The organism is Streptomyces caelestis, assembly GCF_014205255.1.
In the GTDB taxonomy this organism is placed as follows: Bacteria; Actinomycetota; Actinomycetes; order Streptomycetales; family Streptomycetaceae; genus Streptomyces; species Streptomyces caelestis.
This window is the reverse complement of the sequence record NZ_JACHNE010000001.1, coordinates 3,764,666-3,776,750: the sequence shown is the minus strand read 5'-3', so window position 1 is coordinate 3,776,750 and position 12,085 is coordinate 3,764,666. Positions and strand designations below refer to the sequence as shown.

General features: G+C 71.8%; 10 protein-coding genes. 5 read left to right on the top strand and 5 right to left on the bottom strand.

Features of this window, described 5'->3' with window-relative positions; genetic code table 11:
* Positions 1-7 precede the first annotated feature (7 nt).
* Positions 8-850: a hypothetical protein gene (locus HDA41_RS17005; RefSeq protein WP_184984849.1), complete on the top strand. Its 843-nt coding sequence runs from the start codon at positions 8-10 to the stop codon at positions 848-850.
* Positions 851-862: 12 nt separating this feature from the next.
* Here HDA41_RS17005 and HDA41_RS17000 read toward each other — a convergent pair whose 3' ends face one another.
* Positions 863-2,785 (bottom strand): DUF8823 domain-containing protein, encoded by a 1,923-nt coding sequence (locus HDA41_RS17000; RefSeq protein ID WP_184984848.1) that lies wholly within the window; start codon positions 2,783-2,785, stop codon positions 863-865.
* 194 nt (positions 2,786-2,979) lie between these two features.
* Positions 2,980-5,790, bottom strand: a complete 2,811-nt coding sequence (locus HDA41_RS16995) for a D-alanyl-D-alanine carboxypeptidase (RefSeq protein WP_184993473.1) — start codon at positions 5,788-5,790, stop codon at positions 2,980-2,982.
* 237 nt (positions 5,791-6,027) lie between these two features.
* Here HDA41_RS16995 and HDA41_RS16990 point away from each other — a divergent pair, with 237 nt between their 5' ends.
* The 3 genes from HDA41_RS16990 (at position 6,028) to HDA41_RS16980 (ending at position 8,262) form a co-directional block, all read left to right on the top strand.
* Complete coding sequence (locus tag HDA41_RS16990; protein ID WP_184984847.1) at positions 6,028-6,783, top strand: GOLPH3/VPS74 family protein; 756 nt, start codon at positions 6,028-6,030, stop codon at positions 6,781-6,783.
* A 232-nt stretch (positions 6,784-7,015) separates the two neighbouring features.
* Positions 7,016-7,873, top strand: coding sequence for a helix-turn-helix domain-containing protein (locus tag HDA41_RS16985; RefSeq protein WP_184984845.1), 858 nt, complete (start codon positions 7,016-7,018; stop codon positions 7,871-7,873).
* A 197-nt stretch (positions 7,874-8,070) separates the two neighbouring features.
* On the top strand, positions 8,071-8,262 hold the full coding sequence (locus HDA41_RS16980) for a DUF397 domain-containing protein (protein WP_086564378.1): 192 nt from the start codon (positions 8,071-8,073) through the stop codon (positions 8,260-8,262).
* 108 nt (positions 8,263-8,370) lie between these two features.
* Here HDA41_RS16980 and HDA41_RS16975 read toward each other — a convergent pair whose 3' ends face one another.
* From HDA41_RS16975 to HDA41_RS16965, 3 genes are all read right to left on the bottom strand, one after another.
* Entirely contained in the window at positions 8,371-9,219 is an 849-nt protein-coding gene (locus HDA41_RS16975; protein WP_184993471.1) for a MerR family transcriptional regulator, read from the bottom strand.
* A gap of 75 nt (positions 9,220-9,294) precedes the next feature.
* Entirely contained in the window at positions 9,295-9,801 is a 507-nt protein-coding gene (locus tag HDA41_RS16970; protein WP_221511539.1) for a glutathione peroxidase, read from the bottom strand.
* Positions 9,798-10,793 carry a winged helix-turn-helix domain-containing protein gene (locus tag HDA41_RS16965; protein ID WP_184984842.1) on the bottom strand — a complete coding sequence of 332 codons (996 nt, stop codon included), beginning with the start codon at positions 10,791-10,793 and terminating at the stop codon, positions 9,798-9,800. The genes HDA41_RS16970 and HDA41_RS16965 overlap by 4 nt, the downstream gene beginning before the upstream one ends.
* An 80-nt stretch (positions 10,794-10,873) precedes the next feature.
* Here HDA41_RS16965 and HDA41_RS16960 point away from each other — a divergent pair, with 80 nt between their 5' ends.
* Positions 10,874-12,061, top strand: a complete 1,188-nt coding sequence (locus HDA41_RS16960; protein ID WP_184984840.1) for an MFS transporter — start codon at positions 10,874-10,876, stop codon at positions 12,059-12,061.
* The last annotated feature ends 24 nt before the right edge of the window (positions 12,062-12,085 follow it).

Sequence of the window (12,085 nt, the reverse complement as noted above, 5' to 3'; positions counted from 1 at the left end):
GGAAGGCATGAGCGACGACGACACCCGCACCGAGCTGTACGCCGAACTGGCCGCCGTCGGCCCCTACGGCACCCGCCCCGGCCACGCTCTGATCACCCTGGTCGAACCGCACCCGGGCCACGAGTACGCCTACAACCGCTGGTACGAGGACGACCACTACTACGCCGGCGCGATGGCCATGCCCTGGATGTACGCCGGCCGCCGCTGGGTGGCCACCCGGGACCTGCAACTCCTGCGCTACCCCGAGAAGTCGGCGGTCGCCCAGCCCGTCACCACGGGCTGCTACCTCTCCACGTACTGGATCACCGCAGGCCGCTACGACGACCACATGCGCTGGACGGTCGCCATCAACAAGCGCCTCAACCGCGACGGCCGCGTCTACCACGACCGCACCCACGTCCTCACGGCGTTCCAGGACCACGAGGCGACGGTCTACCGGGACGGGGCGGCGGGACCGCGCGACGTCCACGCGCTCGACCACCCCTACGCCGGCCTGGTCCTCCAGGTCGTCGAGGCCGGCACCCCCGAGCAGCGCCCGCAGCTGCTGGAGTGGTTGCGCTCCCGGCATCTGCCCAAGCGGCTCGCGGGCTCCCCGGCGGCGATGGTGACCGTCTTCCGCCCGACCCCGCTCCCCGGCGACCGCATGACCTACGTCAAGCAGGTCGAGGGCGTCGACACCCGGCTGACCCTGCTGTGGTTCCTCCAGGCGGACGCGCGCGCATGCTGGGAGACCTTCTTCACCGGCCTCGACACGGCGGTCGGCGAATCCGGGCTCGGGCGGGTGGAGCTGGTCGCGCCCTTCGTCCCGACGGTGCCGGGAACGGACCGGTACGTCGACCGCCTCCGCTGAGAGCCGGCAGGGTCAGCGCAGCTCCTCCGGGCAGGGTGTGCCCCGGGGCAGCTGGTAGGGCGCCGCCAGGTGATAGGTGCCCGGCTTCGGCGCGACCAGCACCGTCCACCTGTCGCCGTTCTCGTCCTCCTCCGTCTCCGCCAGGCAGCCGTTGACGTTGACGTACGTCTTGGGCTCGCCCTCGGGACGGTCCTTGGACGCCGCCGTCTCCTGCGGCGGCTTCAGGCTCTTGCCCTCGGCGTCGACGATGCTCAGCCACGGCGAGTACGGAATCCGGACCAGGACCCGGCCCGCCTTCTTCACCTGGAGGATCATCTCGCCCTGCTCGGCCCGGTCGACGACCGCGTTCGGCGCGGCCAGCGGGGTGGGGTCGGTGACCTCGAACAGCTGCCAGTTGGCGTCGCCCCACACCTGGGTCAGATACGGCAGACCGCGCTGCACCAGCGCCCGCTCCCGCTGCCCCCCGTCGCCGTCCGGCTCGTCCTTCGGCAGCACCACGTAGTGCACCGCCCAGCGCTTCAGCCACTCGTGGTAGTTCGCCGAGTTGAGCGTGTCGTCGTAGAAGAGGGGGTTGCGCTCCATGTCGGCCTGCCGGTTCCAGCCGCGGGCCAGGTTGACGTACGGGGCGAGGGCGGAGGCCTCGCGGTGGGAGCGGGCGGGGACGACCTCCACGCGGCCCTTCTCGGCGCCGACCTCCTGCAACTCGTTCACCAGCGGCGCCAGCTCGCGCGACCAGGACGCCGCCGGGGCCGTGTGCACGATGTCGTCGACCGTCTTGAAGCCGATCCACCCGGCGAAACCGACGAGCGCGACGACGGACGCGTACCACTTGCGGCTCCGCGGCACCGTGAACGGCAGTGCGGTGACCAGCGCCACCCCGGCGAACAGCATCGCCAGCCGCGTGATGTTCGAACCGATCTGGGAGCTGACCAGCCACACGAGCACGACGCTCAGCCCGTACACCGCGGCCGTCAGCCGGACCGTCTTCCAGTCCTCCGGCACCAGGACGAAGACGAGGACCGAGAACGCGAGCGGCAGCAGCACCGAGCCGATCATCATCGGCTGCGTCCCCGAGAACGGGAACAGCCACGCCGACACCCCCACCACCGCACTCGGCGCCAGCCCCAGCGCCCACGCGCCCGGCCGCCGCTTCTGGAGGAACAGCGCCACCGCGACCAGGCCCACGAACAGACCCGCGACCGGCGACGCCATGGTGGCCAGCGCGGCCAGCGGCGCCGCGGACAGGGCCTTCGCCCAGCGCTTGTACCGCCACCGGTACGGCCAGCAGAACACGACGGCGACCGCGCCGAGCGCGAACATCATGCCCAGGCCGAACGTCACCCGCCCGGACACCGCGTTGCAGAACAGCCCGAACACGCCCGCGAGCGACGCCCACAGGGGGTTGCGGACGGACCGGCTGCGCAGGAGGAGCAGGGTCAGCAGCCCCGCCGAGACCGTCCCCGCGATCATCATCGTGGTCCGCACGCCGAGCACCGACATCAGGTACGGCGACACCACGCTGTACGACACCGGGTGCATCCCGCCGTACCAGGCGAGGTTGTACGCCGAGTCCGGGTGCCGGCCGACGAACTCGGCCCAGGCGTCCTGCGCGGCCAGATCGCCGCCGCTGTTCGCGAACGTGAAGAACCAGACGACGTGGAGCACTCCGGCCAGGCCCGTGATGGACAGGACGGGGTGGCGCAGCATGCGCTCACGCAGCGTCAGGAGGGCCGTCGGCAGCCGCGACTCAAGGGAGTCGGGGGAGCCGGCGGAGTCAGGGGAATCGGGGGAGCCGGCGGACTCACGGGAGTCACGGGAGTCGCCCTCACGGGCGTTGCGGCCGCCGCTTTCCCCGGTTGCGGGCAGGCGTATTCGCGGGCCGGCTACCGGGCCCGGTTCGGCGTCGTCGGCGCGTGTCGGCTCCGCAGTGGCCACTCGAAGGCACTCCCCGTGTCCCGTCTTCTGTTCTCGTCTGCTCTTCCCGGCCGTGCCCCGTTGGTCAGCGGTTCACGCCCGCGCCGCCGCGGACGGCGGTCTGCCCGGTTCGCGACGCTAGCACGCACCCCACCGGGCGGCGCCCGGACGGGCCGTTACCGGCGGGGTGCGGTCGTGCGGGCCGGCGAGCCGGCTCAGCCGATGCGCGTGAGCTTGTCCGCGAAGCCCGGCTCCACGAGGTCCTTCTGGAGGGCGACCGGGACCTTGACCGCGTTGGTGCTGCCGTCACCGACGGTGAGCGTGCCCACCTTCTTGCCGGCCTTGGCCGTGTGCGGCAGCTCGTCCGCGGCGAACGTCAGCTTGACGGACAGGCCCGCCCAGCCGACCGCCGTGACGTCCTCGGTGACGGCGACCGGCGTACGGCCGCCGAGACCGTCGTCCGCGTACCCGACGACCGTGCCCTTCTTCAGGATCGTCGCCGACTCCAGCGCGCCCTGCGCGGCCTTGATCAGCTTGTCGCCCTCGTGCAGCGCGGCGCCCAGGATGGTGTTGTCCGGGCCCCCGGCGGGCTGGCGCACGACGGCGCCGACGATCCGGCGGACCTCGCCGTTGACGTCCTTCCTCGCCGAGAAGACGAGGTTGCCGAGCGCCGAGGTGGTGGTGCCGGTCTTGATGCCGGTGACGTCGTTGTAGCCGACCAGGCGGTTCCAGTTGTCGTGCTTGGTGCCCTTGTAGTCGACGTACGACATCATCGTCGCGACCTCGCGGAAGGCGGGCTGCTCCATGGCCGCCTTGGCGAGCTTCACCTGGTCCACGGCCGTGGACACGGTGGTGTTGTTCAGGCCCGACGGGTCGGTGTACGTCGTGTTCTTCATGCCGAGGTCCTTGGCGGCATCGTTCATCTTGCCCACGAACGCCTTCTCGGAACCCGCGTCCCAGCGGGCGAGCAGCCGCGCCACGTTGTTCGCGGAAGCGATCAGGATGCTCTCCAGAGCCTCCCGCTCGCTGATCTTGTCGCCCTTGGTGACGTCGACGGTGGACTCCTGGCCGGCGTCGGACTGGTCCTCGGCGGCCTGGTCGATCTCGATCTTCGGCCCGTCCTCACCGCTCTTGAGCGGGTGGTCGCGGAGGATCACATAGGCGGTCATGACCTTGGCGACGCTCGCGATCGGCACGGACTTCTGCTCGCCGGACGACCCGAACGTACCGATGCCCTGCACGTCCAGCGCGGCCTGGCCCTTGGCCGGCCAGGGGATGTCGACCTTGCCGCCCTCGAAGGTGTAGCTGTCCTCGGCGGTGAGTTCCAGGGTGGGCGCCGGCAGCGGGCGCACGCTCTGCACGACCCCGAAGACGACCACCAGCAGCAGCACCAGCGGCGTCCAGATCTTCACCCGCCGCACGGCCGTCCGCAGCGGGGTGTCCGGCGGCGGCGGGGTGTTCGTCAGCTCGGCCAGCAGGTCCAGGGGCGGCCGCGGCGGCAGGGGCTGCTGGGTGGTCCGCTCGGGGCCGACGGTGGGCACGGGGGCGGTGGCGTCGGCGGGGGCGGGCGCCGGCTTGCGGACCGACGGGTCGTCGAGCGGCTTGAGCGCGACGAACTTGCTGGTCCGCTCGGCCTCCTTCTCGGGCGCGTCCTTGGTGTCCTTGGAGTCCTTGGCGTCTTTGGTGGCTCCGCCGAGCTTGAGCATGGTGGTCGGCTGATCGACCGGGGGCCGCACGGCTTTGAAGACGGCGGTGGGCTGGTCGACGGGGGGTTCGCCGTCGCCCTTGCCGGTGTCCGTTTCGGTGTCGGTGTCGGCGTCGGCGTCGTCCGACTTGGCCTTGGCCGTCTCGGGCTTCTCCGGGGTGTCGTCGGTGTCGACGTCGGCGGTGGTGCCTGCCGAGGCAGCCTCGGAAGCAGCAGCGGCATCTCCCGCGCCGCCGCCGGTGGCGGAACGGTCCGCCTCCGCCTCGCCGGCCTCCTCCTGCCCGCCCTGGGCATCGGCACCGGCCTCCGCGGCCTCGTCCGTGCCGTCGGCCTCTCGGGCGTCCCGGGCGTCTGCGTCGGGCTCAGCAGCCTTCTCAGGCTTCTGGCCGTCCGTGGCGGCCCCCGTGGCCTCTTCCGCCCTCTCAGCCGCCTCCTGGCCGCCCTCAGAGCCCTTGTCGGCGTTCTCGGACCCCTCGCTCCGGCCCTCGGCTGCCGCGGGCTCCTCGTCCTGGTCGGCCGACGCGACCCACGCGGCCACGGCATCCCGCAGCCGCCCGTCACCGGCGGCAGCGCCGTCCCCGCGCTCGCGGGAGCCGGAGGACTCGCCGGAGCCCTTCACGGGCTCCTCCGCACCCCGCTGAGGCGCGTCGGCCGCCGCGCCCTCGACACCGGCGTCACTCTCGCCCTGCCCGGCGTCGGCCGCCGCACTCTCGCGGCCCGCGTCGCTGTCGTCCCGCTCGGCCTGAGTCGGCGTGCCCTCGGCGCCCGGGGCACCGGCGCGCTGCTCGGCGTCGGCCGCCGCAGCCTCGGTGCTCGCGTCGCTGTCATCCTGCTCGGCCTGAGTCGCCGTGCCCGTGGCGCCCGGCTGGTCCTCGTCCTGCTCGGTGTCAGCTGCTCGCTCGGCGTCAGTCGCCGAGTCCGGCTCGTCCGCGTCCTGCTCGGCCTGAGTCGCCGTGCCCGTGGCGCCCGGCTGGTCCTCGTCCTGCTCGGTGTCAGCTGCTCGCTCGGCGTCAGTCGCCGAGTCCGGCTCGTCCGTGTCCCGGTCGGCGCCCGCGTCGAGCACGCCCCGCTCGGTGTCGATCTCCCGCTCGGGGTCAGCCGCCTCGCCCCGCTTCTCCGCAGTCCGGGCGGAGAGCACGCGGGTCGCCGTGTCGGCGCCGCCGCGCTTGGCGGACCTCTCCGGGTCCCGGGCCACCGCGAGGCGCGGGTCACGCTTGGGTGAGGCCTCGCTCCTGGCCTCGGGAACCGGACTCGCGCTCCCCGACGTCGGTTCTGCCGACGACTCGCGCTGCTTCGACCTGTCGGGGGACTCGCCCGCCACCGATGCCTCCTCCTCGCGCCGCACCACCCGCGTGCGCGTACCGAACCGTGAACCGCCGCCCGTGACACCGCTCCCCGGCGCTGTCCGAACCATGTACCAGTGTCCTGTGCGCGGACTAAACCCATCCGGTAGACGAGAACGACATACCTACTGGTTCCACTACGAACCGGTCACGCACCCTCGACAGACCAATGTGAGAGGGGTCACCCTGTCATTCATCCACGCGGGGAGGCATGGATGGGCAGGAGCCGCAGAACACTTCCGGAAGAGCTTCTGCTGCTGGCACTGGACCCGACCACGGGTACCACTGCGCAGCCGCAGTCGCTCGACCTCGGTCTGGCCGGTGCACAGCTAGTGGAGCTGGCACTGGCCGGACGGATAGCCCCAGACGGGGATCGTATCGCCGTGGTTGTACCACGGCCGACTGGAGATCCGACTCTGGACTGCGCGTTGGAGTTGCTGCGAAGGCGCGGCGCTCCCGTACGGGCGGTTCACTGGATCGGCGGGCCACGATTGGGGCTCCGCCAGACGTACCTCAGCCATCTGGAGCGGTGCGGCATGGTGCATGCCGTGGCGGGACAGATGTGCGGAGTGCTGCCGACGACTCGCTACCAGGCGACGGACAACGACATCAGCCGGGAGATCAGGGCCCGGCTGGATTCGGCGATCCGCACCGGCGTACCGCCGGACCCGCGGACCGCCGCGCTCGCCGCCCTGGCACACGCGGTCGGCCTCGGCAAGCACCTGTATCCGGGCAACGAGGGGCGTTCCTCTCGGTCCCGGCTGCGGGACCTGATCAGGCACGACCCCATGGGCGGTCTCGTCGCGCACGCGGTGATGGACGTCCAGAACGGCGTCGCGGCCCAGCCGCGCCGCAGCCCGGCCCCGTCCGGCCGCCAGGCCGCCGGCGGAGCCAGGCCCGCACCGGAACCCGCCCGTGGTGTTCCGATGCAACCGCGCCACGGGACCATGGCGCGCGCCGTGGCCCACTGAGCCGCGCGGCGACCCGAGCACGACGCCGCGCCCACGAACCCGGTCACGGGAGCCGCTGTCCGAGCGGGGCGGGGAGAGCACACACTCTCCCCGCCCCGCTCGGCGTGCCTGTCCGAACTGGCGTGTACCCGTCGCATATCCACCGTTTCCCAGCGGTAGGAAGCACCTTGGTGGCAGTCTGCTCAACAGCAGATACGCAAAGTAGAGGCACGCAGCCGGAGGTGCACGTCCCGTGGCGTCCAATGTCAATCCCACCGTCAGGCGGCGCCGGCTGGGCCAGGAGCTGCGCCGGCTCCGTGAGCTCAAGGGCATGACGGCCGAAGAGGTCGCCGAGCGGCTGCTGGTGTCGCAGTCGAAGATCAGCCGGCTGGAGAACGGGCGGCGCAGCATCAGCCAGCGCGACGTCCGCGACCTGTGCGGGGTCTACGAGGTCGAGGACCAGCGGATCGTCGACTCGCTGATGCAGATGGCCAAGGACTCCCGGCAACAGGGCTGGTGGCACGCCTTCGGGGACATCCCGTACAGCGTCTACATCGGCCTGGAGACGGACGCCGAGTCGCTCAGGGTCTACGAACCCCAGATCATCACCGGTCTGTTGCAGACGCGTGCGTACGCCGAGGCCATCATCCGGGGCGGCTCGCCCGAGTCCTCGGAGGCGGACAACGACAAGCGCGTCGAGGTCCGGCTGCGCCGGCAGGGCCGTATCACCGCCGAGACGGACCCGCTGCGGCTGTGGGTGGTCCTGGACGAGGCGTCCCTGCACCGGGTCGTCGGGAGCCGGCAGGTGATGCGCGAGCAGCTGGAGCACCTCATCGAGATGTCGCAGCTGCCCCACATCACCGTGCAGGTGCTGCCGTTCGAGGTCGGCGCGCACGCCGGCATCAACGGCCAGTACTCGATCCTGGAGTTCGCCGACGCGGCCGACTCCAGCGTGGTGTACATCGAGGGCGTGACCAGCGACCTGTACCTGGAGAAGCCGCTCGACGTGCAGAAGTACACGGTGATGTACGAGCACCTGCGTGCGCAGTCGCTGAACGTGGACCAGTCGCGGCAGCTCATCGAGCGCCTGGCGAAGGACTACGCACGCTGAACCGACGCCGGAAGAAGCTCTTCCACGGGGCAGAGCGCGGGATATTACACCCCTGACCTGCCTGACTGGAAGACTCCTCTGGAATATGCCATCCAGTCGAGTGAATGACTGCTCCGAGCGAGGATGTTGACGAGTAGCGTCGATCACGCCAACCGCCGGCACGGGTTGGCGTAAACGCAACTGGCAACGGAGCAAACATGGCAATTCGTCTGGGCGCCACGGAAACGTGGACGACGTCCTCCTACACCAACAACAACGGCGCCTGTGTGATGGTCAGGTCGACCGTCGAAGAGGCCCTGGAACTCGGGGACACCAAGGTCCCCGAGGGCCCCAAGCTGGCGTTTCCCGCCGACGCGTGGAGCGCTTTCGTGGCCTCGGTCAAGGCCTGAGCCGCCGCTCGACAACAGCACAAGCACCACCGACAGAGCCCTCTCGACCAGCCTCGCCGTCCTTGCCGAGAGGGCTCCGCTTGTGCCCCGCGGGACCCGAAGGGGAGATCAGCTCACCGGGAACGCCACGTCACACACCGGATCCTCGGCCCCCGCCGCGTCCCAGTCCGCGAAGTACACCTCCCGGCACGGGCCCGCCTGCTCCAGGCCCTCCCGGGCGATCCACTCCTCCACCGCCTCGAAGGCCGCCATGATCTGCGGATGGGCCACCTGGGCCTTGGTGATCCGGGTGCAGGCCATCCGCCGGACGGGTTCCACCCGTACCTTCATCCCCGCTGTCCGGCCGTGCTTGTCGACCCACGCCCGGGCCGCCGCCTCGTCGGCCACGGGCACGCAGGACTCGGCCGGCCCGTCGCTCTCCATCGACACCTCGGAGTGGTAGACGACGAACGGCGCCGCCGTGACACCGCCGCACTCCCGCGCCGCCGACTCCAGCCGGCCCAGCGACGCCCCGATCCACGCGGGCAACTCGCCCGCCAGCACATGCCGTGTCTCGCTGATCACCACCTGCTCGGGCACGTCCACCGTCTCGACCACGAACTTTCCGTACATCTCGGAGCTCCTCCCCGACAGTCGTCCACGGAGGTACTCGACGAGCGTGCGCTGCCCGGCCACGCGAGCCTCGACGTCCGCCCAGTAGGCGGCGAGCCGGTCGGCGGCCTTCGGACCGTCCGCGGCGACCACCTCGGCGATCCGCGCGAGCGGCATGTCCAGCTGCCGCAGCATGGCCACGAGCCGGGCCCGTTCGACCTGGCCGGCGCGGTAGTAGCGGTAGCCGGTGGCCTCGTCGACGTGCGCCGGGGACAGCAGCCCCAGCCGGTCGTACAGCCGCAGGGCCTTGGCCGACAGCCGGGCCCGGGCGGCGAACGTCCCGATGGTGAGCAGGTCGTCGTCCATGCCGTCATCCTCCGTCACCGGGCGGCCTCTTCCGCCCGGTGACGGAGGACGCTCGGCCCTGCCCCAAGGGCAAGGTCAAGCGGCCAGCTGACCCTCTACCGCCGCCACGACCTCCGTCGACTCCGGCTCGGTCTGCGGGGAGAAGCGGGCGACGACCCGGCCGTCCCGGCCGATGAGGAACTTCTCGAAGTTCCAGCGGATGTCCCCGCTGTGCCCCTCGGCGTCGGCGAAGCCGGTCAGGCGGTCGTACAGCGGGTGCCGGTTCTCGCCGTTGACCTCGACCTTCTCGGTCATCGGGAAGGTCACGCCGTAGGTCGCGGAGCAGAACTCGGCGATCTCCTCGGCGCTGCCGGGCTCCTGCCCGAGGAACTGGTTGCAGGGCACGCCGAGGACGGTGAAGCCGCGCTCGGCGTAGCGCTCGTGGAGCTTCTCGAGTCCGTTGTACTGCGGGGTGAGGCCGCACTTGGAGGCCACGTTCACCACGAGCACCGCCTTGCCCGCGTACTGGGACAGGTCGGCGGAACCGCCCTGGAGGGCACCGATCTCGACGTCGAGGGGAGAGGAACCGTTGTTAGTCGTCATGAGCGGATGCTAGCTCCGGCGGATGTCGGGCCGGTTCCGGCCTCCACCAGCACCTGCCCCGCCGCCGTCCGCGCGTACAGCACCGACCGGCCCGCCCGGCCCCGCTCCACCAGGCCCGCGTCGAGCAGGACCCGCAGATGCCGTCCGACCGAGCCGAGGCCCTGCCCGGTCACGGCGACCAGCTGGCTCGTGCTCAGAGGGCTGTCCAGCAGGACGAGGATTCGGGCCCGGGCGGTGCCGAGCAGGGCGGCGAGGCTCGCCGGTACCGGCCTGCCCCCGGTGTCCGCCAGGACGCCCGCGCACGGGTAGACGAGCGCGTACCGGTCGGTGCCCTCCCAGGACACCCAGCCGACGCGCTGCGGGGTGACCGGCACGAACACCAGCTCCGCGCCGGAGATCTCCCGCGGCGGGTATTCGTGCGCGTTCACCTGCAACCGGTTCTCGCCCAGCCACCGCGTGCCCGGCCGCAGCGAGTTCAGCGCGGCCGCCCAGCCGCCCCGGCCCACCTGCGCGGTGCGGGTGGCGACATCGGCTTCGAGCACGCGTCGGCGGCGCGGCCAGTACGGACGTACGGTCTCCTTCCAGACGTACGCCAGGAGGCCGGCGGCGCGCTCGGGCAGGTCGTCGCGGTCCAGGCGGGGCGGGAGCGGACCGCGCAGGGAGAGGGTGAGATGGGCCCGGGCGGCTTCGGGGGAGGCCTCCCGGACCCGTGCGACCTCGTCCGCGAAGGTCTCCCCGGCACGCGGGGTGGGGGTGAGGAAGTCGGCGATCCACTCCGGCCCGAGCCCGCAGCGGACGAGCAGCGCGGTGACCGGATCGTCCGCGAGCCGCCGCCGGTAGGCGGGCAGGTGGGTGTCGAGCCAGTGCCGTTCGCCGGGGTGCGCGGCCACGGCGGTGTGCAGCAGCCGCAGACTCGCGAACGTCTCGGCGAGCGGGGAGAGGACGAACCGGCTCCCCGCGAGGGTGTCGGCGTTGACCTGCCACCAGCCCATGAACCGCCCCTCAGGTCACGACGTTTCGCGTCCACGCGAAACAATAACCACGCCGTACGGGCCGGCCGGAGACTCCGCGCATGCGCAGTTACCGCGAACTGTTCCGCACTCCCGAGTTCACCCCGTTCTTCCTGGCCGCGTCGGCGCAGACCGTCGCCCAGACGATGGGCGAACTGGCGCTGGGCACCTTGGTGTACCGGGCGACCGAGTCGCCGCTGCTGTCCGCGCTGAGCATGTTCGGCTCGTCGCTGGTGCAGGTGGTGGGCGCGGTGTTCCTGCTCTCGGCGGCCGACCGGCTGCCCCCGCGCGCGGCCCTGACGGCCCTGCCTCTGCTGTTCGCGGCGGGCACGGCGGCCCTGGCCCTGCCCGGCCTGCCGATCTGGTCCCTCTTCGCGATCGTCGTGGCCATGGGGCTGGCGAAGTCGGTGGGCGGGGGAGTGCGCTGGGGCCTGCTGAACGAGATCCTCTCCAAGGACGGCTATCTGCTGGGCCGCTCGGTCTTCAACATGATGAGCGGCCTGATGCAGATCGCCGGATACGCGACCGGGGGCGCGCTCGTGGCCCTGCTGTCTCCACGGATCTCCCTGCTGGCGGCAGCCGCCCTCTACCTGCTGGCGGCCGTGGTCGTCCGCCTCGGCCTGGCGTGCCGCCCACCCCGGGCGACGGGCCGCCCCTCGGTGTCGGCGACCTGGCGCGCCAACGCCCTGCTCTGGTCGTCCGCACCCCGCCGCCAGGTCTATCTGGCCCTCTGGATCCCCAACGGCCTGGTCGTAGGCTGCGAATCCCTCTACGTCTCCTACGCCCCCGACTCCGCCGGCACCCTGTTCGCCTTCGCCGCACTCGGCATGCTGGCCGGGGACGTGCTGGTGGGCCGCCTGGTCCCACCGCGGCTGCGCCCCCGTCTGGGCTTCCCGCTCCTGCTGCTGCTGGCCGTCCCGTACGGGCCCTTCCTGCTCCACCCGCCCCTTCCGCTCGCGGCGGCCGCGGTCACGCTGGCCTCGGTCGGCTTCGGCGCGAGCCTCGTCCAGCAGGAACGCCTGGTGGCCCTGACGCCCGAGGCCCTCACGGGGCACGCTCTGGGGCTGCACTCGGCGGGGATGCTCACGATGCAGGGCGGGGCGGCGGCGCTCGCGGGTTCGGTGGCCCAACTGACGTCCCCGGCGGGGGCGATGACGGCGATGGCTACGCTGTCGGCCGGGGTGACGCTGGAGTTGATGGCGGCGGGGAGGCGGGAGCGGCGGGCGACGGCAGCGGTGTCAGGGCGGTGAGCGGCTGAGGTCGGTCCCCGTGCG